Raw genomic sequence first — 24,515 nt, 5'->3', positions numbered from 1 at the left:
GTGCCCGGACGGCCGGGCACAGGCCCTGGCGACACAAGTGCGAAAATCACCACGGCGGCGTTTTCCCCTGCCCGCTTCATCAAAACAGCCAGACCCGCCAATGAAATTGCCGGATCCGCCCACTTCCGTTTGACACCGCAAAAAGCCGGTTTCTATGATGGCGGCGAACCCTCCGAGAATCCGTCCCATCACTGAACAGACAGCGAGCAATGACCAGCAATCCGCAATATCCCCGCGATGTCACCCGGCGCGCCGCCGCCAGCCTCTTCCGCAACTGGCTGTTGCCGCTGGCGCTGTGCGCCGCCCCGGCCGCATGGGCGCAGCCACGCCTGTCCATGCCGCTGGATGCCGGCTGGCAATTCCGTACCGCGCAACAGCCAGCCTGGCAACCCGTCACCCTGCCGCACAGCTTCAACGGCGCCGACAGCGCCAGTCCGCAATACTACCGGGGCGCGGGATGGTATCGCCGCACCATCGACTTGCCGCGCCGGCAGGCGGACCGGCGCCATTTCCTGGAATTCGACGGCGCCATGCTGGTCACCGACGTCTGGGTCAATGGCCGCCACGCCGGCCGCCACGCGGGCGGCTTCGCGCGCTTCCGTTTTGATGTCACGCGCTGGCTGAAACCGGGCCGCAACCGGGTCGAGGTGCGCGTCGACAATGCGCGCAACCCGGACGTGCAGCCGCTCGGCGGCGATTACACCATGGCCGGCGGCTTGTACCGGCCAGTGCGGCTGGTGGCCACCCGCGCCGTGCACTTCGATATGCTGGACTATGGCGGTCCCGGTGTGTACTTCACGGCGTCCGGCGTCTCGGCCGCCGGCGCCACGCTCGGATGGACCGCCCGCGTGGCCAATGACAGCGCCCGCGCGGTGCGCACCACCGTCAGCGCGCGCCTGCGCGACGCCTCCGGGCGGATTGCCGCCAGCGCGCGCAAGACCGTCAGCCTGCCGCCGCGCAGCGTGACCACGGTGGCGCTGGCCGGCACACTGGCGTCGCCGCACCTGTGGCAAGGCGTGCGCGATCCCTACCTGTACACCAGCGAAGCGGAGCTCGGCGCCGGCGCCGGCTTGCTGGACCGGTCCGAGTTCAAGGCCGGCGTGCGCGACATCCGGCTCGACCCGGCGCGCGGCGTGCTGCTGAACGGGGCGCCGTACGCGGTGCACGGGGTCAACCTGCACCAGACCTTCTTGCCGGGAAAAGGCCCGGCCGTGGCCGACGCCGAGATCGACGCGGATTACCGCATCCTGTCGGACCTGGGCGTCACCGGCGTGCGCCACGCGCATTACCAGCATCCGCAACATGCCTACGACCTGGCCGACCGGCTGGGCTGGCTGGTCTGGACGGAAATGCCGCTCAATGCCGAAGTGGGGGCCGGCCAGGCGTTCCTGGCCAACAGCGTGCAGCAGTTGCGCGAGCTGCTGCGCCAGAACAGCAACCACCCATCGGTCATGGCGTGGGGATTGGGCAACGAGATCTACAAGGTGGACGCGGCCAGCGCCACCGTGCTGGCGCTACTGCAGCGCGTGGCGCGGCGCGAAGAACCGGAGCGGCCGACGGTCTATGCCAATTGCTGCGCTCCGATCGACGGGCCGCAAGCGTCGCACACGGATGCCGCCGGGTCGAACGTGTATTACGGCTGGTACGACGGCGCGTTCGCCGACCTGGGCCCGTTCCTGGACAACAACCATGCGCGCCGTCCGGCCACGCCGCTGGCCGTCAGCGAATATGGTGCGGGCGGCAGCGCGCTGCAGCAGCAAGACCCGCCGCAGCGCCCGCAGCCGGGCGGACGCTGGCATCCGGAACAATACCAGGCCCTGTACCACGAAGCGGCATGGCCGCAGTTGGCACAACGTTCCTGGCTGTGGGGCAAATTCATTTGGCTCGGCTTCGATTTTCCGTCGGCCTTCCGCAACGAAGGCGACCAGCCGGGGTTCAATGACAAGGGACTGGTGAACTATGACCGCACAGTGAAGAAGGATGCGTATTTCTGGTACCAGTCCAACTGGACCGACGGCGCATCGCGGCCCATGGCGTATATCACGTCGCGCCGCCATACGCGGCGCGAGTCGGCCGATGTGGAAGTCAAGGTGTACAGCAACCAGCCCACGGCCAGGCTGGCGGTCAATGGCGTCGACCTCGGCGAAAAGCCGGTAACCGGCCACATCGCCACGTGGCCGGTGCGCCTGGCGCCCGGGGCCAACCGCGTCAGCGTCACGGCCGGCAAGGCTGTCGACACGGTCGAGTGGCACCATGTTCCGGCACCCGCCCGATGACCGGGATGTGCCGGATTGAGGACGGTGCCGATCACGCGCACCGGACTAGCCTGCGCACCGGTTGAGCGGCGGCGCGGTCTGGCAGGCCGCGTGGCGCGCTTGTTCCGGCAGACTGTTTCAGCAATCTATTTCAGCAATTGTTCGATATCCGGGCGCAGCGCATCGGCCCAGATCCGGTAACCCTGCTCCGACAGGTGCAGGAAGTCGGGCTGCAGCCGCGCCGACAATTTGCCGTCCGCGCCCAGCAGGCGCGGGCCGTAATCATGGAACAGCACGGTCTTGCCGTCACCGAGCGCCGCCACCATTGTGTTGAGCGCATTGACGCGCTGGCGCAAGGCCGACTCCGGCAATTCGCCGGCCGGCAGCACGGCGTTGAGCAGGATGCGCGCGCCGGGATATTGCTTGCGCAGCTTGTCCACCACGGCGCGGATGCCATCGAAGACCTGTTCCGGCGATTCCCCGCACAGGTTCAAATTGTTTACGCCGATCAGCAGCACCACCAGTTTCGGCGTCAGCGCGGCGATGGCGGGCGTTTGCAGGCGCCACAGCAGGTTGCCGGTATGGTCGCCGCCGATACCGAAGTTGGCCGGCTTAAAACGGCCGAAGTTCGCGTCCCACACGGGTTGCGGCCACATTTCCGTGATCGAGTCGCCAACGAACATCACGTCGATATCGCCGCGCGCGGCGCGCGCGGCGTGGTCGAGATAGAACTGTTGCCAACGCGCGATTGACATCCACGGGTAGTCGATTGCGCGCGCCGCCGGCCGCGTGGCGCACGGCCCCGCGGCGGATGCTTCCCCGGCCCAGGCCGGCGCGCCCGCAATGCCACCGGCAACCGCCAGCCACGCGGCCGGGCGGGCCAGCCCGCGTATCGTTTGTTTCATTGTCACTTTCATTGCATCCCTTTACCAGCACGCTGGCGCCGGGGCGGCGCCACGCCCATTGTGCAAGCAGGTATCGCGACGCGGCAATCGCGAAAATGACCAAACGCCAAACAATATTCAACAATCCAGCGGGCGCGGCGGCGCTTCAGCGCTGCAGCACGCCGCGCAGGAAATCGTCGTGGGACGGCATCGCCGCCACGGCCGTGGCGATCTGGTCGCGCCGCAGGTGCAAGCCCTTCAGGGCCACGTCCGGCGGCATGTCGCGCAGCGACGGGTCGGCGCGGTCCGGCCAGTGCCCCATGCCGGCATGGATCGCCAGCCAGCTGGTGGCGTCAAAGCCTTCTTCGTCGTACATGTGCAGCGCGCCCGCCTGGCGCCACGCGTGGATCTTGAACGCCAGCGTTTCCGGCAACTCCATAGTGGTCATGGCGCGCCACAACTGGCTGTCACGGCGCGCGGTCAGGCAATAGTGCAGGATGATGAAGTCGCGGATGCGGGCAAACTGGCGCGTCATCCGGGTGTTGTAGGCGGCCACCATCTGCGGCGATGGCGCGGGGCCGGGCTGCAGCAATTCGATCAGCCATCCGAGGCCGCTCTGCACCAGGAAAATGCTGGTCGATTCCAGCGGTTCCAGGAAACCCGACGCCAGTCCCAGCGCCACCACGTTGTGCACCCAGACGCGCTCGCGGTGGCCGGTGGCAAAGCGCAGCAGGCGCGGTTCGGCCAGCGGTTCGCCATCCATCTGTTGCAGCAACTGTTCGCGGGCCCGTTCTTCATCGATGTAACGGCTGGCGAACACATGGCCATGACCGGTGCGGTTGCTCAACGGGATGCGCCAGGCCCAGCCTGCTTCCAGCGCGATGGCGCGGGTGTATGGCGTCAGCGGCGCCAGCCCGGCGCCGGTGCGCGCGGCGGGACAGGCCCAGGCCCGGTCCACCGGCAGCCAGTGGCTGAAATCCACGAACGGCTCTTCCAAGGTGCGGCCCAGCAGCAGCGACGCGAAGCCGGAACAGTCGATGAACAGGTCGCCCGCGATGGCGCGGCCATCGGCCAGCTTCAATTCGGCGACGCCGCCGTCGGCGCGCCGCGTCACATCGACGATGCGCCCTTCGGTACGGCGCGCGCCGCGCCGCAGCGCCAGCGTACGCAGGAAGCCGGCATACAGTACCGCATCGAAATGATAAGCGTAATCGAAGGCGTTGGCCTGGCCGGACGGCGGCCGGAACCGGCCCTGGCTGGCCATCACGCTGGGCAGGCACTGCTCGCCCAGCGGTCCCAGCGCCGGATCGGCAACCCTGCGGTGCTGGCCCCAGACCGCCAGCGGTCCGCTCAGCATGCCGAAATCGCCAAAGGTATGAAAATAGCGCTCGCCACGCGCGCGCCAGTCGCAAAACTCGATACCGAGCTTGTAGGTGCCGTTGGTGGCGCGCAAGAACTCCGCTTCGTCGATGCCCAGCAGCTGGTGGAACTTGCGGATCGACGGGAAGGTTGCTTCGCCCACGCCGATGATGCCGATCTCTTCCGACTCCACCAGTTCCACCGAACTGCCCGGGAACGCTGTCGCCAGCGCGGTCGCCGTCATCCAGCCGGCGGCGCCGCCACCGACCACCACCATGCGTTGAAATGCCTTGCTCATGCTTGCCTGCTCCTTGAAAAGATCAATCCATCAGCGACAGGCGATAGGCGCTGGTCTGACGGTAGGACTGCCCCGGGTGCAGCAGCAGATGGGGCCAGGCGACGCTGACCAGCGCCGGCCGCGCGTCCGCTTCCAGGCAAAATCCGTCGCGGCCACCATGGCGTCCGCCCGGCGCCTGCTTCGACTTGTTCGCCGGCCCCGCCCGGCCGCCGCCGGCGCAAAATTGCAGCGCGGCTTCCGTGGTGTACATTTGCAGCCGCCGCCCGGAGCCCGGATCGAACACCCGCGCCACTTCGCGCAATTCGCCCTGGCCGCCGGCGAAATGGCTACCGACGTAAAAGCAATGGTCAAAGCCGCCGGCCTGGCTGATCTGGCTGTCCGGCCAGCGCAGGCGCGGTCCGATCGGCGCCGGCTCGCGGAAGTCGAACGGCGTGCCGCCCACCGCCGCCACGCCGATCGGGGCGCCACCCGCGTCGACTTCGACGTAATAGTCGGCGTCGATCTGCAGCATATGGTCGCCAACGTCGGCAATGCCGCCATTGAGGTTGAAGCCGGGATGCGAGCGCAGCCTGACCATGGTCGGCAGGCGCGCCAGCACATCATGCTTCACCGTCAGGCAGCCGTCGTCGTCCAGGCGGTAGCTGGCCCGCAACTCCGCGCCGCCGCCGGGCTCCATCAACCGCAGCGCCACGCCGCCCGGGGTGTGCCGGCCTTGCCATAGCGCCGGCGCCGCGTCAATCGATGCGCCATCCGCGCCAGCCCGCACCACATCGGCCATGCGGCCATAGCGGTCGGGTGCGCGCCACGAGCGCAGCGCCGCGCCCCGTTCACTGATGGTGACCGTCATGTCACAGGCATTCCTGAGCGTAAACAAGCGGTACTGGTCCGAAGCCACCGGGGCCGGGGGAAATAAATTAGTCATTGTTATAAGCCGGGCTTGCGCACGCAGATAGTCACCCTGCCATTCTGCAACCCGCACCATGACGTTTCAATTGCGATATTCACCAAGCACCGGAACGATTCTCGCGAACCGTTCCGGCCCTCCCCGTCACGCCTGCGCGCAAGCGGTCTGTTCCGCCCCCTCACCCGCGTCCAGCGCACGGTCGCGGTAAGCCCGGGGCGTGCAGCCCAGCTCGCGCTTGAACACCAGGTGCATGTACTGGGTCGACGTGAAGCCACAGCCCTGCGCCACGTCGGCTATGCTGCGCTCGCCCTCTTCCAGCGCGGCCTTGGCGGCATCGAGCTTGAAGCGCAGGATCACGTCGTGCACGCTGCACCCCAGCTCCTGGCGGAAGTACGCTTCCAGCGATGAGCGCGATACCCCCACGTATTCCGCCACCTGGTGGGTCTTGATGCCCTGGCATGCATACTGGCGGATGAAGTGGCGCGCCCGCATCACGTGCGGATGCTTGACCGGCTGGTGCTGGCTGGAGGCAAACACATTGATACCCGCCGGCGGCACCTGGATCCGGGTATCGCGCAGGCGCACGCCGTGCAGCATCTGGTCCAGCAAGTGGGCGGCGGTGCGTCCCATTTCCTGCGCGCCCTGGATCACGGAACTCAATGGAATACGGGACAGCAGGCGCACCATCGGGTCGTTGTCGATGCCGATGATGGCCACCTGTTCCGGCACCTCGATGCCGGCAATGGTGCACGCCTGCAACAGCTGGCGCGCGCGGGCATCGGTGACGGCGATCACGCCGACCGGTTTCGGCAAGCTGCGCAGCCAGGCGATCTGGCCCTGGACCGACTCGTCCCACGACGAGGCGCTGGTTTCACAGCCGCGGAAAATCTCGGCATCCATCTGGTCATCCCGCATCAGGTTGAGGAAAGCGTTTTCCCGTTCCTGCGCCCAGCGGTTTTCCCTGGCCTTGGGCAGGCTGAACATGGCAAAGCGGTGCAGGCCCACGTCGATCAGGTGGTCGCGCGCCAGCTTGATCAGCTTGTGGTTGTCGGTGGCCACATACGGTACGCCGCTTGGATACTGCGCGTCGTCGGCGTAGGAACCGCCGACCGCCACCACCGGCACCTGGCAGCGCGACAGCGCGTTCGCCACGGCCGGGTCGTCGAAGTCGGCAATGATGCCGTCGCCCTGCCAGTGCTCGATGCCGGCCAGGCGCAGGCGGAAATCTTCTTCCAGGAACAAATCCCAGGCCGAGCGGGTGCTGCCCAGGTAGGCGCCGATACCGGCGATGATTTCACGATCAAAACTCTTGTTGGCGTTAAACAGCAACGCGATGCGGTGGGCCTTGGTGGTGTTCATGCCAGCCTCGCGCCATCAAAACGGCTTGCGGCACCAGTGCGGATGTTCGGTTCGTATTTCATGCTTGTGGTCTCCGTGCTGTATTTTTTATATTCCCGCAGGGGGTCGCGCGTGTGGCGCGCCCCCTGCGGTTGACACTGTCAATGCATCAAACAAGCGTTATGCGCCGTCGCGCCGGCGCCGCGCCCAACCCAGGGCCGCCGCGCCGAGGCCCAGCAGCGCCCAGCTGCCCGGTTCCGGCACCGTGCCTTGCCCACGGTTGAACGCCAGGTCATCCATCACGAACCAGCCCTTGTCGCGCGCAATATTCAGGCGTGCCACATTGGTGAAGTTGGCGCCGATGAAGGAGAACGCCGAACCAATGACGATGTTGCCGGTGCTCCCGATCAGCTGGTTGGCGCTGTCATAGGCCGTGATGTTGATCCAGCCGGCCTTGCTGCCATTGGTGTTGGGCGTGGCAAACCAGGCGCCGGTGAAATTGAACGGGTCGGCGCTGGCGATGCCCAGGTTGTTGACCCCGAATCCGTTGGTCAGGAAGTCCGTGCCGGAGTGCGCTGCATTGCCATAGCCCGCCACCGACGTGTCGCCCAGAAACAGGGAGTTGCTCCACGTGAAGCCCGCATACGGGTTGTTCTTCGACATGCTGGCCAGCTTGCCGCCGGCGTTCAAGTCTTCAAACGACACCACGCCGGCATGCGCCGTGGAAGCCAGCAGCATGGCTGCGCCGGCGATCAAACCAAACAATATTTTTTTCATGATCTGTGCTCTCGTACTGTGGAGGGGCGCCAGCCGGCGCCCCGGTTGCCGTCACTTGCAAACGTCGCCGGAGAAGGCGGGGATCGTGGGGTGCTCACCGCCGCCACTGAACACCATGCCGAATGTCACCGTGGCGCCAGGCGAAATGGTCTGGTTCCAGTCCACGCCGGTGGCGGTAAAGGTCGGCGAGCTGCCGCTGACGTTGGCGTTCCACCATTGGGCCGGCGCCGTGCCGTCACCGTACGTCCAGTTGACGGTCCAGCCGCTGACCGCCGTGGAGCGGTTGTTGGTGATGCGGATTTCCGCAATGCCGCCACCCCACCACGAGTTCGTGACCACGTAATCGCACTGGTTCGGCGGTTCCACGGCTGTGACGTTGGGGTCGGCCGGCGTCACGATGACGTCGCCGTCGTCCGCCACCTTGCCGTAGGCAACGCCGCGTCCCATGGTGCTGCGGTACACCACGCCATAGCGGGTCAGGTCGGCCGCCAGCACCGCGTCGTTGCCCAGGCCCGCATACTGGTGGGCGTCGTCGTTCACGCGCACCCAGGTTGCGCCCAGGTCGGTGGAACGCAGCACGCCGCGCGTCACGCCCACGGTGCCCAGGATGTACAGCGTGCCGTAGTTGGCGCCCGGCGCGGCCTTGCCCACCGCAACGGCGGTGCAATCCTTGACGGTGGCGATCTTGCTGAACGTCTCGCCGCTGTCGGTGGTGTGCATCAAGCCGTTTGGCTGACACACCCAGACGTCGCCCTCGATGCCGTGGGTCGGGGTGATATAGCGGGAACCGCCCAGGCCGACCATGCCTTTCGGCACGAATGTTGCGCCGCTGTCGGTGCTGACCAGCATGCGGCCGGTGCCGCTGTTGTAGGCATAAAACTTTTGCGGATTGATCTTGTCACCATACGGGCGCGCGCCCGCCACCAAGCCCTGCACGGCGGTCCAGCTGGCGCCGAAGTTGGTGCTGCGGTATCCGGTCGCCGCATTGTCCGGCACATGCAACAGCACCTGGCCATCGGCCGAGATCCCGAGGCGGCCGGCGCTGCCGTTCATGGTCGCGGCCTGGGTCCAGCTGGCGCCCGTGTTGGTGCTGTAGTACAGCCGGGTGCCGACCCGGGCCATGACCTGGCCATCCGCGCTGGCCACCAGCGACGTGGTGCTGCCCATCGACGGCGCGTGGCGCGGCGCATACTGCGCCACGTCGGTGTGGATGAAGCCGTCATAGTCGCCGATCGACGTCGCCAGTTGCCCGTTCGGCAGGCTGATGGCCGAATAGGTCCCGGTTTCCTCGTACGCTCCCGCTTCGAAATTCCAGGTCGTGGAAGGGGCCTCGATATTGGTGGTGCGGAACACGCCATTGCCGGATACCACCCAGGCGGTGCGGGTGTCGAACGGATCGAACTGGATGTCGGATGCCCAGTGGATCGATGAACCGGTAATCCAGTCGGCCCCTTTGGGATTGATGGTGACCGGGCTGGCCATCCGGTTGGTCCAGTTGCGCCCACCATTGCGCGAAGTGAAAACCTGTTCGCCCCAACCGCCGGTGACGGTTTGCGGACGCCAGTAATTGGTGGTGGACAGCACCAGGTGCAGCGGATCGGCGGGATCCATGCTGATGCCGCCAAACGGACCGCTGATGCCGGCCGGGGTGATGTTGGTCCAATTGCCGCCAACGGCGTCGTATTCCCACACCTGGCCACGGCTCATGGCTTCCAGGTCGCTGCCGTGCGGACCGGCGCCGTCGGCATACGTCACATACAGCTTGCCATCGGGCGACATCACCGCGCGCTGTGGCATCAGGCCGGCGGGGCCGCCTTCGACCGGTTCGAACGTTTCGCCGCCGTCATAGCTGAAGTACAGATTGGGACCGACGCTCTCCATGCGCGACACGCCGACAAATACACGCTGGGCCGGACCGCCATCGACGCTGGCGGGATCGAGCAGCACGAAGCCGATGCCATTGTCGTTCGGGGTGGACGTGACCGCCAGCGACTCCACGCGGTTCCAGGTGGCGCCGGCGTCGAGCGACTTGAACAGACCGTTGCGGCGGGTGCCGGCATACAGGATATCGCTGTTGCCCGGATCGACTTGCAGGCGTTCGCCATTGCCACGGCCCATGCCGTTGCCATGGACCTTGAATTGCGCCGTGGTGTCGAAGATTTCAAAGGTGCGGCCATAATCGCGCGACCGCAGGATTGCGCTCTTGCCATTATTCAGGTAATCGGTGCCGCCCATTAAATACACGGTGCCGGCGTTGTTCGGATCAATGGCGATCGCTTCGACCCCCATTAAGCCGGAGCGCTCTTCCGGGGTCCAGTCCTGCAAGGGAATCCAGCGCTCGTTTTGTGGATCCCAGCGGTATGCGCCGCCAACGTCGGTGCGCATATACAGTACATCGCGCTCTGATTTGCTTGGAATGACGCCCGTGGCGTAACCACCGCCGCCCATGGCGACGGTATCCCATTTATACGTTTCGGCTTGCGCCATCGACGCCATCGATGCCATTAATAAAGTAGCCGATAACAGCGCACTAAGTGGTTTCAATTTCAAAATCTCCTCCGTTCAAACTATATTTTTTATTATTCCGGGCAATATCCGGCCCGAAATCGGACGCACTAAGGCGGCGCTGACCAACTGCACTGAAATTAAATGGAAGTAAATTCCGGCCCGGCCAGCAGCATCAATACCGAAGCGGCAAGGCAAACCGCGATGGCGAAATTGATGCGTAATTGCGGCACGAGGGGCGCCGGCGGTGCCGGTTTAACCGGTTCGTTGGCGGCGTATGGCTGGCAAGGCAGGATGGAGCCGTGTCCAGGGGGAGTGCGGACGATGGACTGGCGGCACCGGGGATCGACGTTCATGACTTCTATTCCTTGTATGGTGTGAACCGGGTGGGTAGCGGAAGCTAACCCACAACACCAGCTTAGGGGCGCAGGCCCGGGGGGCACTAACGCCCATACAGGAATTTCTATCAATATGCAGAAATTGCGATTAGTTCTGCAGGTAGTGCAAGTGGCGGTCAGCCGGGTTCGTCGCTCCGGACGGGGGATGACCCGGCAGTGTCGCACTCGGCGGACGGGGCCGGGTGGGAGGCCAGGGTGCGGAAGGTTTTCGGCGTGCAGCCGTATTCTTCCTTGAACAACTTGTTGAAATACGAAACGTTGCCATAACCAACCGAATAGGCGATTTCCGCCACCGCCGCAGCACTGCTTTCCGTCAACAGGCGGGCGGCTTCCGTCAGCCGCAATTTATTCAGGTAACTGGTAAACGTCATGCCCAATTCGGTTTTAAGCACTTCATTGACTTTATTACGATTGGTGCCGGTACCCGCCACCACGCCTTCCAGGTCCAGTTCCGTATTCGTATAATTGGTGGCGATAAAGCGTAATACCGTGGCTTTTTCCTTGTCTTTATAAGGTTCCAGCGTTAACTGCCGATAAGCCACCAGCGGCAAATCCTTTTTCATTTTAACGTCCAGGCTGGCCGTCAGGGCACGGGTATAAGCGCGGAAAAATAAAATGGCAAATATGCCGACACTGGATAATAAGATTACGGCCAGCGCATCAATATAACGGTAATCGCGCCCATGCAATACCAGGTCGCTGATTTCGACATGGGAATCGACGTTGTAAGCGCTGCGCGAGCTGGTGCCAAAAGCTATTTTCGATACCCGGTTCAGGGTATATTCCTGCTGGGTCAGGTCGAGCTTGAATGCGTCAAACCACCATTGCGCAATCGACAGCCGGGTCAAGTCCAGCGTCACCGGCACGCCCGCCGCATTACAGGCAAAAAATGTCGAGGGCGAACGGTAAGTAATGAAGTCGCCCGGCTTCGAGACTTTTCCGTCGAAGGTGGACACCTGCATGACCATTTCATTGGCGGGGGCGCACCTGGCATTGAAGGTGGCGGCCGTGTACTTGGTCAGGTCGATCTGCAGTTCCTTGCCATGGCGGTCGTTCAACACGATGCCCGCGAAGACAAACGGGTACTGCACCGCTTTCGTCATGTTGAAATCGAACCGCAAGCGCTCGCGGGTGGAATTGTCGATCCGCACCGTCGACGTGCCCTGCATGGTCGCGTCGGTGTTGGTGTAGTAGCGCCAATGCAAGTCGTGCGTCGGGAACAGCGACAGCGACAGGTAGCTTTGCTGGATCAGCAAAGCCGCCAGCAGCGCATCGGCGGCCACCAGGAATATGAGCGCCAGCAGCGACTTCCTATAAAACTCTTGCATTGTCTACAGTTGTTGATTGATCTCCGTGCACCGCCGGGACCGGCATGCCTGTTCGCATCATAACAGCTCGATGCCGGCGGGCAGAAGTCAAACTCAACCGGCTTGCCGCAACAGGCCGGTATTGGCCACACGGTGCAGCCTGGGATGGACCACCGGCACCGTCAGCATGGTGCTGGCGGCCGCCATCAGCAACAGCGCTGTAAACGTTTCATTCGTGATAATTTGCTTATCGAGCAAGATGTTGGCAAAGATAATTTCAATCAACCCCTTGGTTTGCAACAGCCAGCCAAACAGCGAAGCTTCGCCCTCCTTCCACTTCAATAGCTTGCCGGCCAGCCGGGTACCGGCCAGCTTGCCGCCCACGGACGCCAGCAACAGCAGCCCGGCCACGAAAAACACGGGATAGCTGCCGACATCCCACTGGGTGCGCAGGCCTGTACTGAGGAAGAACACCGGCATCATCACCAGCAGGATATGCTTGAACAGCATATCCATGGTTTTCCGGTCGAACCAGTGCGCATCCATCACCACCCCGGCCAGGAATGCGCCCACCATGTAATGCAGTCCGGCCCAGTCCGCGCCAAAGCCGCAGGCGGCCAGCCAGATCAGCGATACATGCCAGCGGTCGCTCTCAGCCAGTTTCACCATCAGGCGCCGGAACAGCACGGTCAGCACGGCGAACGCCAGCAGGAAGCCGGCCTGGCGCCCCACCCTTTCCCAGTCCAGCAAGATCACCGCCAATACGCCCCAGATGGCGACGTCGTCCAGGCTGGCGTAGCGCAGGATACGCTGGCCCATCGGCACCCGCAGGATGTCCAGCTTTTCCATCAACAGCACCAGCACCGGCAGCGCCGTGACGGCACACGCCATGCCGACGCCCAGCAGGAATTGCCAGTCCTTGCCTTTCGGGCCGATCCAGCCCTGGTAGCCCAGCAACAGGACCGCGGCGCCGCAGCCGAACAGCAGCGGCATGCCCAGCGCGCAGCCCGCCGTAATGGCGCTCTCACGCCGGGTTTGCCACACTTGCTTCAGGTCCAGCTCGATGCCGGCGATCATCACGAACAACATGACCGACCACCAGGCGATGCCGTTCAGCGACTGCACCACGGCCGGCGTAAAAACCGCCTGGTGATATTCCGGAAACGCCGCCCCCAGCACGCCCGGCCCCAGCAAGATGCCGCCGATGATTTGCACGATGGCCAGCGGTGCGAAGTAATCCGTCCTGCCGAGCCGCCACAGCAAATATGGCGCCGTGAAAATCAGCAGCATGGCAAGCAGGAAAATTTCAGTGGTATTCATGGTTGTCTCTCCGGAGAAAAAAGCCGCTTGCGGACCGGCAAAGGGCCCGCAAGCGGCCGGCGCCGTGTGGCTCTCGCGCCAAGCCGCCCTGTCCTGCCTTAGCGTGGCGCGCCGCGCAGCGGCTTGCCGTGCAGGTCATAGGCCGCCGCCTCCAGGTGCACCACCTGGCTGGCCGCCTGGCTGCCGGCCGCATCGGCCGCCAGGATCACCTTGTAATCGCCCTTGGCGACTTTCCACGTCTTGCTGGCCGAATCGTACATGGCCAGCAGGCGCGGATCGACCGACAGCGAGACCTTGGCGGCGGCGCCGGGCTTGACGTCGGCCTTGTGGAATCCCACCAGGCGTTTCGGCGCTTCCCATTGCGCGTTGACCGGCGCCACATAGACCTGGGCCACTTCCTTGCCGGCCACCTTGCCGGTATTCTTGACCGAGAACGCGGCGTGCAACACGCCATCCTTGACGCCGGCCTTCAGGTCCGTCAGCGTGAATTGCGTGTACGACAAGCCATGGCCGAACGGGAACAGCGGCGTGTGTCCTTTCAAATCGAACCATTTGTAGCCAACCGCCGCGCCTTCGTGGTAGTCGACGTCGAAGCGGTGGTGTTCGACATGCGGATAGCCGTCGAGCACCGGACGCGGCAATTGCGCTTCGGAAGCCGGGAACGTGGCCGGCAGGTGGCCGGACGGATTGACTTCGCCAAACAGCACGCTGGCAATCGCTTCGCCGCCGCTGGTGCCCGGATACCATGCTTCCAGCACGGCCGGCACCTTGTTCAGCCATGGCATGGTGACCGGGCCGCCGGTTTCCAGCACCACCACGGTCTTGCCATTGGCGGCCGCCACCGCGGCGATCAACTCGTCCTGCTTGTTCGGCAGCGACAAATTCGGCACATCCATGGCTTCGCCGGTCCACTGGGTGGCGAACACCAGCGCCACATCGGCTTCCCGCGCCACCTTCGCGGCGGCGGCGGGATCCGCGCCGTCATGGAAGGTGACCACGGCATGCGGCAGGCGCTCCCGGATTGCCTTCAGTGGCGGCGACGGATACACCATCACCGGCCCCGGCCAATGCTTCGGCTCCAGCCCCGGCACCGCGTTGCCGCCGGCCGGATACACCAGCGACGATCCGCCGCCGGCCAGCACGCCCTTGTCGGCATAGCCGCCGATTACGGCCACGCGCTTGACGCTTTTATCCAGCGGCAAGACATTCGCGCTATTCTTCAGCAGCACCATGCCTTCCTGCGCATCCTTCAGCGACACCGCCGCGTTGGCCTTGAAGTCGATTTTTTCCGGCGCCATCGCCACCGGGTGGTCCACCACGCCATGTTCGAACATCGCATACACAATGCGGCGCGCCATGTCGTCCAGCCGCGCCTGCGGCACCCAGCCGTTCTGCACCGCTTCCTTCAACGGCGGGCCGAAATAGTCGGCCAGGTCGAACGGCATGCCGGACTGCTGGTCCAGCCCCGCATTGGCGGCCGGGATCGTGCTGTGCACCGCGCCCCAGTCCGACATCACCCAGCCCTTGAAGCCCCAGTCCTGCTTCAGCACTTCAGTCAACAGGTAGGGGCTTTCGCAGCTGTAGAGGCCGTTGACCTTGTTGTAGGCGCACATGACCGAGCCGGGCTTGCCTTCTTCGTTGGCGATCTGCAGCGCCAGCAAGTCCGACATGCGCGCCGCCTGGTCGCTGATCTTCACGTCGAGCGTGGTGCGACCGCTTTCCTGGTCGTTCAGCGCGAAATGCTTGAGCGTGGAAATCACGCGATTGGACTGGATGCCACGGATTTGCGCCCCCACCATTTTGCCGGCCAACAGCGGATCTTCGCCGCCATATTCGAAATTGCGCCCGTTGCGCGGTTCGCGCATCAGGTTGACGCCGCCGGCCAGCAACACGTTGAAGCCATAGTGGCGCGCTTCCGCGCCGATCATGGCCCCGCCGGCATAGGCGGTGTGCAGGTCCCAGGTGGCGGCGGTGTTCAGGCCGGACGGCAGCGCCGTGGCGGGCCGCGCATCCGGACCGGCCTGGCTGGCCACGCCGATGCCGGCATCGGTTTCGCGCAAGTGCGGGATGCCCAGCCGGGGCACGCCGTAGACAAAGCCGGCCGACTGGACGTGGGCTTCGGCCGGGCGCTTGGTCTTTTTCGACTCCATGTCCGCGCCCAGGTAGCCGTACACCAGCTTGAGTTTTTCATCCAGGGTCATGGCGCGCACCGCCAGGTCGGCGCGTTCACTGGAACGCAGGCGCGCATCGAGCCAGGGCTTGTCGGCGGGCGCCCGATGGGCGCCTGTTTCGGTGGCCGACACGGCGCCACAGCACAGGGCCGCGGCGGCCGACAACCAGGTGATTCTTTTCTTCAGTTTCATCAGTTTTTTACCACCAACAATTCAAAAAAAATAGGGCGGCCGAAGCCGCCCCGAAAAAAACTACCGGCAAGGGCAGTTGGAGACTACACGTTGAAACTGGCAAAGCATTCCAAGCCATGCGGCCGTTCATGCTTGCTGGAATGTATTGTGTGGGCGGCCGGCCCCCCGCGGCAATTGCAAAAACCGCCAACGGGGACCATGAAATTGCACAGCCGGCGCGCCTCGCGGCCACGCCGTGGTGGTTCCCGCTCCGGCCTACGGAAAAACATTGGCGTATCCGACGGTTTTCATAATTGCGCCCGCCCCGCCCGCATCCGCACAATAGGCTACCCATGGCCTGCCCCGCCGCAGGACCACAACCGACACCAGGAAGACAACGATGCTGAAACGGACACTGCTCTCCTTCGCGCTGGCATGCGCGCTCACCGCCGCCGGCACAACGGCGGCCGCCACGGCCTCCGCCGTGCCGGAATTCCCGACCATCCTGTATGGCGCCGCGTACTACCACGAGTACATGCCGTACGAGCGGCTGGAAAAAGACGTGCAAATGATGAAGGCCGCCGGCTTCAACGTGGTGCGCCTGGGCGAATCCACGTGGAGCCTGTGGGAACCGGAAGACGGCCGCTTCGACTATGCGTGGATGGACCGGGTCATCGACGCCATGGGCAAGGCCGGCATCAAGGTCATCATGGGCACGCCGACGTATTCGGTGCCCGCCTGGATGGCGCGTCAGCACCCGGAAATCCTGGCGCAAAAGTTCAATGGCGCAAAAAACACGTACGGCATGCGGCAGAACATGAACACCGATGCGCCGGCCTACCGGTTTTACGCGGAACGCCTGATCCGCAAGATCGCGGCGCGCTACAAGGACAACCCGCACGTCATCGGCTGGCAGGTCGACAATGAAACCAGCACCTATGGCGCCGCCAACGACGATGTGTTCATCCGTTTCCAGCACCACCTGGAGAAAAAATTCGGCACCCCGGAAGCGCTCAACAAGGCCTGGTTCCTGAACTACTGGGGCCAGGGCATCCATAGCTGGACCGACCTGCCGCGCCCGGACGGCGCGCAAAGCACCGGCTATAAACTCGAATGGTCGCGCTGGGGCCAACAGCGCGTCACGAACTTCCTGCACTGGCAGGCGCAACTGATCCGCGAATGCGCGTCACCGCGCCAGTTCGTCACCCACGATTTCGCCGGCGCGATGCACAACGACGTCAACGAGGAAGCCGTGTCGAAGGCGCTCGACATGCCGGCCGTGAACATTTATCACTGGGGCCAGCGCGAGTACTACAACGGCGCCGACCAGACCCTGCAGGCCGACTTCACGCGCTCGCTCAAGCAGGGCAATTTCCTGGTCACGGAAACCAATGCGCAAACCACCGACTGGAGTTCGTCGTTCCAGTTTCCGCCGTATGACGGCCAGTTCCGCCAGGACGTCTATACGCACCTGGCCAACGGTTCGAACATGGTGGAATACTGGCACTGGTCGTCGATCCACGCCAACCAGGAAACCTACTGGAAAGGCGTGCTGTCGCACGACCTGGAGCCGAACCGCGCCTATGCGGAAATGAGCCGCACCGGCAAGGAATTGCAAAAGATCGGCCCGCGCCTGGTCAACCTGAAGATCCGCAACGACGTCGCGATCCTGTGGAGCCGCGACTCGCTGAACGCGCTCAACGACATGCCCTTCGCCAAGGACAGCCAGTGGGGCGGCAACGGCACCAAGGCCGACTACGGTTCCGTGGTGCGCCAGGTGCACCGCCAGCTGTATGACATGAATGTCGGCGCCGATTTCGTATTCCCGGAAGAACAGGATTTCTCGCGCTATAAAATGCTGATCGTGCCGCCGCTGTACGTGGCGGACGATGCGCTGCTCAAGCGCATCACGGACTATGTGCGCAAGGGCGGCCACGTGGTGATGTCGTTCAAGAGCGGCTTTGCCAATGAAAACGCGGCGGTGCGCTGGACCATGGCGCCCGGCCCCCTGCGCGAAGCGCTGGGCTTCCACTACCAGGAATTCTCCAACCTGGCGCAACCCCTGGCGCTGAAAGACGACCCGTTCCAGGCCGGCGGCGACAATAAAGTGCAGCACTGGGCGGAGTTCCTGCAACTCGACACCGCCAAGGCGCTGGCGTACTACGACCACCACTTCTTCGGCCGCTGGCCGGCGATCACGTCGAACCAGTATGGCGCGGGCAAGATCGTCTATGAAGGCACGTTCCTGTCCGATACATTGCAAAAGGCCGTGCTGAAGTCGTCCTTGCAGGAGCTGGGGCTGGTCGGCGCCGACCAGCAACTGCCGGACAGCATCCGCACGCGCACCGGCACCAATGGCTATCAGCGGCAGGTCCACTATTACTTCAACTATTCCGGCAAGGATGCCACGTTCAGCTATGCGCGCAAGCCGGGCGCGGACTTGTTGACCGGCAAACGCACCGCCACTGGCGACAGCATCACGCTGGGGCCATGGGACCTTGCGATTATCGAGGAGGCGGGCAAGTAAGCGGGCAAGTGAACGGATAAGTGAGCGGACAAGTCCGCCGGCAAGGCCGCCGCCAAGTAAGCGCGGCCGGCCGGGCCGGCGCCTGCTCCGGCCCCGCTTACAGCTTGGGCAGGCGCAGCGCCACCTGCAATCCGTGCGGCGGCGCGCCGTCCAGGGTCACGCTGCCGCCATGCCGCGCCACGATGTCGCGCACGATGGCCAGGCCAAGGCCGCAGCCCTCTCCCTGGTCGGTGGCCCGGACAAACCGCTCGAATACCCGGGCGCGGTCGGCCGGCGCAATGCCGGGGCCATTGTCGCTGACGACGATCAGCACGTCGCCGCCATCGGGCCTGACCTGCACCGTGATCACGCCGCCGCTGCCGGTGTACTTGACGGCGTTGTCGATCACGTTGGCCAAGGCTTCCTTCAGCAACAGGGCAACCGCGTTGATGCGCAGCGGTTCAGGCGGATCCGGCACGTCGTCCATGCCCAGGTCGATCCGCGCACGCATCGCGCGCGGGACGAACTCGGCCACAATTTCCCGCACGAACGGAACGACATCCAGCGGCGCCATCTCGCTGGCCGCCGCCGCATCGGGGTCGGCGCGCGCCAGCATCAACAGCTGGCTGATCAGGTGGGCGCCGCGCGCCGCGCTCTGGTCCACCAGCCGCAGGCGCGCCAGCAACTCCGGGTCGCGGGTGGCCGCCATCGCGAGCGCCGTCTGGCTCTTCAATCCGGCCAGTGGCGTACGCAACTGGTGCGCCGCATCGGCGATAAAGCGTTGTTGCGCATGAACGTTCTGGCGCACCGAGGCCAGCAGTTCATTCAAGGCCCGCACCAGCGACCGCACTTCCTGCGGCGCCGATTCTACGTGCAGCGGGGCCAGGTCGACCGGCGAGCGCCCTTCGACTTCCTTGCGCAAGCGCAGCAGCGGCTTGAGGCCGGCCCCGGTGCCGACCCAGACAATCATGGTCATCAGCGGAATCAGGGCGGACAGCGGCAGCAGCGTGTCGATCAGGATCAATTTGAAGAGGTCTTCGCGCGGCGCCATGCCGCGCGCGACCTGGACCAGCATCCATTGCTGTTTGCCATCCGGCTCGCCATCCGCCAGGTACAAGGCGGCAATCCGCACCTTGACCACCGCCCCCGGCGCGCTGCCGGGTTGCCCGGGCTCGTCGGGCGACGCGATTTCGCCGTCATAGAAATACGGCGCATCGGGGCGCGGCCGCATCGCCTTCGGCGGCATCGGCAGGTTGCTGTTGCCAAGCACAAATTCGCCGGGCGGCGTGCTGACCATATAAAACAGCCGGTCGTTGGGATCGGTCTCGAGGATGTCTTGCGCGGCCCGGGGGAAATCGATCAGCAGGCCGCTGCCGATCGGTTTCACGCGCCGCGCCAGCGCGCGGCTGGCCTGCGACAAGGTGGCGTCCGCCGCCTGGTTGACGTAGTTGACCGCCAGGCGGTACGTGGCGACGCCGCCGGCGCCCCACAGCACCAGTTGCGGCAGCAATACCCAGATCAGCAGTTGGCGCCGCAATGAGCCATTGCGGGGGGGAAAGCGGCCAGGCTGCGGGACGCCTGCTTCAGGCCGGTCGTCCATGGGCATGTTCGGTGGCCAGCAAGTATCCCAGCCCGCGCACCGTGCGGATTTCCAGCCCCGAGCCCTCGAGCTTGCGGCGCAGGCGGTGGATATGCACTTCCGCCGTGTTGCCCCCGCCGACTTCGCCGCCATCGCCGGACCAGGCGGCGGCGATCTGCTCCTTGGTGATGACTTTCTCGAATTGCGCCATCAGCAATTCCAGCAGCGTGGCTTCGCGCGGACTGAGTTCGACCGGCTCGCCATCGACGACGGCGCGCCGCGTGGCGCGGTCGAAATGCAGGCCCTGCACCGCCACGTCGTGCTGCACGGCGCCCGGCCTGGCACGCCGCAGCACGGCGCGCAGGCGTGCCTCGAGCTCAGGGAAGTCGAACGGCTTGGTCATGTAATCGTCGGCGCCGGCGTTCAGGCCCGCCACGCGGCTGTCGAGCTTGTCGAGAGCGGTCAGCACCACCACCGGCAAATCGGGCCGCGTCGCGCGCAAGGTCTTCAGCACGGTGAGCCCGTCGATCATCGGCAGGCCCAGGTCGAGGATGGCGATATCGAAATGTTGCCGGCCCAGCAGGAATTCTGCCACCGGGCCATTCGGAGCATGCTCCACGGTAAATCCCGCGCCATTCAGTTGCGCAATCAAGCCGTTGGCAAGAATGGGGTCGTCTTCGGCAAGTAAAAGTTGCATTTAGCTATATTAACGGATACGGAGCCGCCTTACAATCGGACGCGGCGCGTGGAGAAGCGCTTCACAGGACACCGATAGCGCGTTAACATGTCCGGACAAGCCGGCGCAAGAGACCGCCGGACGCCGCCCCACAGAAGAGCCATGGCCCATTCCACCTGTCGACCGATGCGCCCGTTCCGGGCCGGATGGCGCGCCGCAATCGCGCTGTTGACCGCATGCGCCGTCTGCGCCGTGCACGGCGGCGAGATCGAAGTGCTGCATTACTGGGAAGTCGGCAACGACGCCAAGGCGGCCGCCCTGCTGAAGTCGACGCTGCAGCGTCAGGGCCATACCTGGAAGGATTTCGCGGTGGCGGACGGCGGCAACGGCCTGGCAGTCTCGCTGCTGCGCTCACGCGTCCTGTCGGGCAATCCGCCGTCGGCGGCGCAGATCAGGGGGCCGGTGATCCAGCAGTGGGCGCAGCAAGGCGCGCTGGCCAGGATGGACGAGGTGGCGCGCGCCGGGCGCTGGGACCAGGTGCTGCCCAAGCCGGTCAGCGACGCCGTGAAGTTCAAGGGCAGCTACGTCGCGGTGCCGGTCAACGTCCACCGGCTCAACTGGCTGTGGATCAATTTGCGCATCCTGCACCAGGCTGGCGCGCGCGTGCCGGCCACCTGGGATGAATTCTTTGCCGCCGCCGACGCCATGCAGCGGGCCGGCTACACGGCTGTCGCGCATGGCGGCCAGCCGTGGCAGGATTTCCTGCTGTTCGAAACGGTGGCGCTGGGGGTCGGGGGACCGGATTTCCACCGCAAGGCGTTCGTCGCGCTGGATCCGCAAGCGCTGGCCGGGCCCGTCATGGAGCAGGCGTTGCGGACCTTCCGCCGCATCAAGGCCTATACCGCGCCCGCCACCTTCGGCCGCGACTGGATCTGGGCGTCCCAGAAACTCGCCAAGGGGGAAGCCGGCATGCAATTGATGGGGGATTGGGCCAAGCCGGTGTTCCTCGCGGCGCAGCACGCTTCCGGCCTGGAATTCACCTGCGTGCCGGCGCCGGGGACGGCAAAAGCCTTTTCCTTCGCGGTCGATTCCTTCGCCATGTTCAAGGTGAACAGCGGCGCCAAGGCCGCCGCGCAGCGGGACTTCGCCGCCGCGCTGCTGTCGCCGGCCGTGCAAGAGGAATTCAACCTGGACAAGGGATCGATCCCGGTCCGGCTGGACGTGAACCTGGCCAGGTTCGACCGCTGCGCGAAGCTGTCGGGCAGCGCGTTCCAGGCGTCCGCCCGCGCGCACTCCCTGGTACCCGGCATTTCCATGGCGGTGCCGCCGGCGGTCGAAGACGCCATGCGCGAAGCGGTCAGCGCCTACTGGCGCGACGACCGCATCACCGCGCACGCCACCCTGGAACGCCTGGCCGCCACCGCCCGCCGGCATCACGCCAGCCAGCGCCCGCCCGCCTGAGGCGTAAGGCCGCGCCCGGCCGCGACCGAGCGGTTAGCCATTGCCATTGCCATTGACAACTACGAGATCCGCGACCTGTGGGCCGGCAAGGCGGCGGGCACCACGGCAACGCCGCTGAACGTGACGGTGCCGAGACGCGATATCGTGATGCTGCAGCTGTCGCCGAGGAAGTGATGCATGCCGGATGACGCGCTGTGCGCTCTTAGGTCACGCCGGCAAGCGTATTGGATGCCCCGGCGCCCACCGCGCTATTGACGGTACAGCCGGCGCCAAATACGTAGGGCGGTTTCCGCAGGAAGCCGCCACGCTCGCAGGAAGGTACTGCCCGCGTTGCGGCAACGCACGCATGGCGGCTTTGCTCCGCAAAACCGCCCTACGTAATCCTGTCCGCGATTGATTCACAACCACGACGGAATCGGGGCCCCGGCCGCCAATGGCACCAGGGCCCGGTCGCCGGTGTTAACGGCCCGTCAGCAACGCCGCCCCGCCCCAGGTCACCGGCAGCAGTTCGTTGTTGACGGCCGCGCTGCGCGCCACCAGTTCGACCACCTTGACCCCGGCCACGTCGGCCGACAGGGTTTGCGCCGGCTGGCCCCAGCGCAAGGCCTTACTCGTTGCCAGCAGCTTGCCGTCGCCGTACACCATGAAGGTGACGCCATGCTTGCGGTCGCGCGCGGAATCGTCGACGCCGACCTGGGCGCTGAAGCCGCGGTAGCCATGGTTGCGCACTTCCAGCCGCGAATTGGCCAGGATGCCGATCCCCGCCGGATAGGCGTGTCCCGCCACCTGCAGGATCTGGCCGTATGGCGTGCTGTCGGCGCGCGCGCCGCCCCAGCCGGCATACATCGGCCGTTCGCCCGCGCTCTTGGTGCCGGACCACGCGGCCGACGAGCGGAACACCGTGGGGTCGGCTTGCGGGACGGTCACGCCGTCGACCGCCGGATTCACGCTGCCCGGTTGCTCCGACAGATAAACACCCTGCGCCAGCAGGCGCTGGCCCTGGACCCGGAATACCCGCGTCTCGCGCGGCGCGACCCGGATCTTGGTCTCATTGGTGAAGGTGGTGTCGGCGCGGCTCCACAGGTCGGTCAGGGTGATCGGCGCATCGTCGCGCAGTTTCAGGTGCGCGGCATTCAAGTCCACGTCGATCGGGCCCAGGCCCCGGTTGAAGATGGCGACGGCCTTCTGGCCGGACGCCAGTTGCTTGACGAGGATTTGCAAATCGTCGGCGTCATACGCCAGCGTGGCCTGGTTGCCGGCCGGGTCCTGGTTGAGCGCGATGATGTCGGCATTGCCAACGATGTCCATCAGCGCGGCCGGCGTGGTCCGCAAGTCGGCGCCCAGCATCAGCGGCGCATTGAGCATGGCCCACAGCGAGAAGTGCGACCTTGCCTCCACCAGGTGGGCGCCGTCGAAGTCGCCCTTGCCGATGTACAGCATGTCCGGATCGTTCCAGCCGCCGGGATGGCCATACAGTTCGCGCTTGGCCGCGCTGTCGAAGTTGCTCAGCAGGCGGGCCCAGGATGGCGTGATGTCGTCGCTGGTGCGGGACAAGTTGCCGACGTTCTTGCCCCAGGCGCGCACGTTGGCGGCGCCCCACACGCACAGGGACAGCAGGTAGTCGCCATCGGGATTGTTGCGCACCAGCGCCGCGTTAATCTGCGCAAACTCTTCCTGCACGGCGCCGATGTCGGAGCGGCTGACCGATTCCAGGTCCAGCACGGGTTTCAGGGCGCGGTACTGGCCCGACGCGACTTTCGGGCTGTTGGCGCCGTAGGCGCGCAAGCCGCAGCCATCGACCTTGATGTAGTCAAAACCCCAGTCGGCAAAGAACAGCTTGATGTCCTGGTCGATATGGCCGTACAGGCCGACTTCGCGCTCGAGCACACTGCCCTTGGGCAAGTCGGGATTGTCGCCGGAATACGCCTGGGCACAGGTGTTGCGGCCCAGGTCGGAATAGATGCCGGCTTTCAGGCCCATCGCATGGACCTTGTCGGTGAACGGGCGGAACGTGCTGCGCCCGCCGGTGGCGGACGAAGGGAAGCGGTCGGCGCGGATCACCAGGTGGCCGTCCTTCTCCTCGCGGCGCGTGGCCCAGCCGTCATCGATATTGATGTAGCGGTAGCCCTTGGCCGCCAGGCCGCTGTCGACGATGCGCTGGGCCGAGCCGAGGATCCTGGCTTCGTCGATATCGGTGCCGAACGCGTTCCAGGTGCTCCAGCCCATCGGCGGCGTGGCGGCGCGTCCGGCGGTATAGGCGCTCCAGCGCGCGGTCGGCGCCAGCGGGTCGGTCGCGGCGTGCGACAGCGCCGCCGCCAGGCACAAGGGAATCAATGCCAGGCGGGGCCAGCAGCGTGGGGGGTGTTTCTGCGACATCAACAATCTCCAGTATCAACGGTATAGATTCATATAACTTAACTCAACATTAACACAGTGTAAGCCGAGTATTTTTCTCGTGTCAATGCGCTGATTCGGCGCCCCACGCGACGCGCCCCGGCCCGCCCTGCCGTTTGATCAATTTCATTGGCCACATTGGCTACTTTCGCAATTGCCGTGCAATGCGGCCACTTGCACCATGAGGCATGACGGGACTTCACCCAAGGGGC

At 65.1% G+C, this 24,515-nt stretch carries 17 protein-coding genes; 4 read left to right on the top strand and 13 right to left on the bottom strand.

Features of this window, described 5'->3' with window-relative positions:
• Window positions 1-209 precede the first annotated feature (209 nt).
• On the top strand, window positions 210-2,276 hold the full coding sequence (locus tag AC1RRC_RS02515) for a glycoside hydrolase family 2 protein (RefSeq protein WP_493053667.1): 2,067 nt from the start codon (window positions 210-212) through the stop codon (window positions 2,274-2,276).
• A gap of 125 nt (window positions 2,277-2,401) precedes the next feature.
• Here AC1RRC_RS02515 and AC1RRC_RS02510 read toward each other — a convergent pair whose 3' ends face one another.
• From AC1RRC_RS02510 to AC1RRC_RS02465, 10 genes are all read right to left on the bottom strand, one after another.
• Window positions 2,402-3,160 carry a GDSL-type esterase/lipase family protein gene (locus AC1RRC_RS02510; RefSeq protein ID WP_493053666.1) on the bottom strand — a complete coding sequence of 253 codons (759 nt, stop codon included), beginning with the start codon at window positions 3,158-3,160 and terminating at the stop codon, window positions 2,402-2,404.
• Between the two features lie 145 nt (window positions 3,161-3,305).
• Window positions 3,306-4,796: a tryptophan halogenase family protein gene (locus tag AC1RRC_RS02505; protein ID WP_493053665.1), complete on the bottom strand. Its 1,491-nt coding sequence runs from the start codon at window positions 4,794-4,796 to the stop codon at window positions 3,306-3,308.
• Between the two features lie 22 nt (window positions 4,797-4,818).
• The gene (locus tag AC1RRC_RS02500; RefSeq protein ID WP_493053664.1) at window positions 4,819-5,718 is read right to left on the bottom strand and encodes an aldose epimerase family protein; all 900 of its coding nucleotides are present in this window, start codon (window positions 5,716-5,718) and stop codon (window positions 4,819-4,821) included.
• A gap of 126 nt (window positions 5,719-5,844) precedes the next feature.
• Window positions 5,845-7,059, bottom strand: coding sequence for a XylR family transcriptional regulator (locus tag AC1RRC_RS02495; protein ID WP_493053663.1), 1,215 nt, complete (start codon window positions 7,057-7,059; stop codon window positions 5,845-5,847).
• A gap of 159 nt (window positions 7,060-7,218) precedes the next feature.
• A complete protein-coding gene (locus tag AC1RRC_RS02490) occupies window positions 7,219-7,815 on the bottom strand; it encodes a PEP-CTERM sorting domain-containing protein (RefSeq protein ID WP_493053662.1) in 597 nt (198 codons plus the stop codon).
• 51 nt (window positions 7,816-7,866) lie between these two features.
• Window positions 7,867-10,359 (bottom strand): cellulose binding domain-containing protein, encoded by a 2,493-nt coding sequence (locus AC1RRC_RS02485; RefSeq protein WP_493053661.1) that lies wholly within the window; start codon window positions 10,357-10,359, stop codon window positions 7,867-7,869.
• A 101-nt stretch (window positions 10,360-10,460) separates the two neighbouring features.
• On the bottom strand, window positions 10,461-10,676 hold the full coding sequence (locus AC1RRC_RS02480; protein ID WP_493053660.1) for a hypothetical protein: 216 nt from the start codon (window positions 10,674-10,676) through the stop codon (window positions 10,461-10,463).
• A gap of 158 nt (window positions 10,677-10,834) precedes the next feature.
• Window positions 10,835-12,046 (bottom strand): AraC family transcriptional regulator, encoded by a 1,212-nt coding sequence (locus AC1RRC_RS02475; protein ID WP_493053659.1) that lies wholly within the window; start codon window positions 12,044-12,046, stop codon window positions 10,835-10,837.
• A 93-nt stretch (window positions 12,047-12,139) separates the two neighbouring features.
• Window positions 12,140-13,345: a cation:proton antiporter gene (locus tag AC1RRC_RS02470; RefSeq protein WP_493053658.1), complete on the bottom strand. Its 1,206-nt coding sequence runs from the start codon at window positions 13,343-13,345 to the stop codon at window positions 12,140-12,142.
• Window positions 13,346-13,443: 98 nt separating this feature from the next.
• Window positions 13,444-15,708, bottom strand: a complete 2,265-nt coding sequence (locus AC1RRC_RS02465) for a glycoside hydrolase family 3 C-terminal domain-containing protein (protein ID WP_493053657.1) — start codon at window positions 15,706-15,708, stop codon at window positions 13,444-13,446.
• Window positions 15,709-16,087: 379 nt separating this feature from the next.
• Here AC1RRC_RS02465 and AC1RRC_RS02460 point away from each other — a divergent pair, with 379 nt between their 5' ends.
• Window positions 16,088-18,214 carry a beta-galactosidase gene (locus AC1RRC_RS02460; protein WP_493053656.1) on the top strand — a complete coding sequence of 709 codons (2,127 nt, stop codon included), beginning with the start codon at window positions 16,088-16,090 and terminating at the stop codon, window positions 18,212-18,214.
• A gap of 97 nt (window positions 18,215-18,311) precedes the next feature.
• On the opposite strand, the gene AC1RRC_RS02455 is transcribed toward AC1RRC_RS02460, so the two are convergent.
• Both AC1RRC_RS02455 and AC1RRC_RS02450 read right to left on the bottom strand, forming a co-directional pair.
• Window positions 18,312-19,793, bottom strand: coding sequence for a sensor histidine kinase (locus tag AC1RRC_RS02455; protein ID WP_493053655.1), 1,482 nt, complete (start codon window positions 19,791-19,793; stop codon window positions 18,312-18,314).
• A complete protein-coding gene (locus tag AC1RRC_RS02450) occupies window positions 19,777-20,469 on the bottom strand; it encodes a response regulator transcription factor (RefSeq protein WP_493053654.1) in 693 nt (230 codons plus the stop codon). The genes AC1RRC_RS02455 and AC1RRC_RS02450 overlap by 17 nt, the downstream gene beginning before the upstream one ends.
• Before the next feature lie 141 nt (window positions 20,470-20,610).
• Between AC1RRC_RS02450 and AC1RRC_RS02445 the strand changes: the two genes are divergently transcribed.
• Complete coding sequence (locus tag AC1RRC_RS02445; RefSeq protein ID WP_493053653.1) at window positions 20,611-21,909, top strand: ABC transporter substrate-binding protein; 1,299 nt, start codon at window positions 20,611-20,613, stop codon at window positions 21,907-21,909.
• A 39-nt stretch (window positions 21,910-21,948) separates the two neighbouring features.
• On the top strand, window positions 21,949-22,083 hold the full coding sequence (locus AC1RRC_RS02440; protein ID WP_493053943.1) for a hypothetical protein: 135 nt from the start codon (window positions 21,949-21,951) through the stop codon (window positions 22,081-22,083).
• A 285-nt stretch (window positions 22,084-22,368) separates the two neighbouring features.
• Here the strand turns inward: AC1RRC_RS02440 and AC1RRC_RS02435 are convergent, their stop codons facing one another.
• Entirely contained in the window at window positions 22,369-24,285 is a 1,917-nt protein-coding gene (locus AC1RRC_RS02435) for an NPCBM/NEW2 domain-containing protein (protein ID WP_493053652.1), read from the bottom strand.
• Between the last annotated feature and the right edge of the window lie 230 nt (window positions 24,286-24,515).

It is taken from the genome of Pseudoduganella sp. GW821-FHT12E03 (genome assembly GCF_058807115.1).
The sequence above is the reverse complement of the archived record's forward strand: the minus strand, read 5'-3'. Positions and strand labels throughout refer to the sequence as shown.

Bases quoted from the DNA above. Each gene is read 5' to 3' on its own strand.
- AC1RRC_RS02515 (WP_493053667.1), top strand. From the start codon at position 210: ATGACCAGCAATCCGCAATATCCCCGCGATGTCACCCGGCGCGCCGCC.
- AC1RRC_RS02510 (WP_493053666.1), bottom strand. From the start codon at position 3,160: ATGAAACAAACGATACGCGGGCTGGCCCGCCCGGCCGCGTGGCTGGCG.
- AC1RRC_RS02505 (WP_493053665.1), bottom strand. From the start codon at position 4,796: ATGAGCAAGGCATTTCAACGCATGGTGGTGGTCGGTGGCGGCGCCGCC.
- AC1RRC_RS02500 (WP_493053664.1), bottom strand. From the start codon at position 5,718: ATGACTAATTTATTTCCCCCGGCCCCGGTGGCTTCGGACCAGTACCGC.
- AC1RRC_RS02495 (WP_493053663.1), bottom strand. From the start codon at position 7,059: ATGAACACCACCAAGGCCCACCGCATCGCGTTGCTGTTTAACGCCAAC.
- AC1RRC_RS02490 (WP_493053662.1), bottom strand. From the start codon at position 7,815: ATGAAAAAAATATTGTTTGGTTTGATCGCCGGCGCAGCCATGCTGCTG.
- AC1RRC_RS02480 (WP_493053660.1), bottom strand. From the start codon at position 10,676: ATGAACGTCGATCCCCGGTGCCGCCAGTCCATCGTCCGCACTCCCCCT.
- AC1RRC_RS02475 (WP_493053659.1), bottom strand. From the start codon at position 12,046: ATGCAAGAGTTTTATAGGAAGTCGCTGCTGGCGCTCATATTCCTGGTG.
- AC1RRC_RS02470 (WP_493053658.1), bottom strand. From the start codon at position 13,345: ATGAATACCACTGAAATTTTCCTGCTTGCCATGCTGCTGATTTTCACG.
- AC1RRC_RS02465 (WP_493053657.1), bottom strand. From the start codon at position 15,708: ATGAAACTGAAGAAAAGAATCACCTGGTTGTCGGCCGCCGCGGCCCTG.
- AC1RRC_RS02460 (WP_493053656.1), top strand. From the start codon at position 16,088: ATGCTGAAACGGACACTGCTCTCCTTCGCGCTGGCATGCGCGCTCACC.
- AC1RRC_RS02455 (WP_493053655.1), bottom strand. From the start codon at position 19,793: ATGGACGACCGGCCTGAAGCAGGCGTCCCGCAGCCTGGCCGCTTTCCC.
- AC1RRC_RS02450 (WP_493053654.1), bottom strand. From the start codon at position 20,469: ATGCAACTTTTACTTGCCGAAGACGACCCCATTCTTGCCAACGGCTTG.
- AC1RRC_RS02445 (WP_493053653.1), top strand. From the start codon at position 20,611: ATGGCCCATTCCACCTGTCGACCGATGCGCCCGTTCCGGGCCGGATGG.
- AC1RRC_RS02435 (WP_493053652.1), bottom strand. From the start codon at position 24,285: ATGTCGCAGAAACACCCCCCACGCTGCTGGCCCCGCCTGGCATTGATT.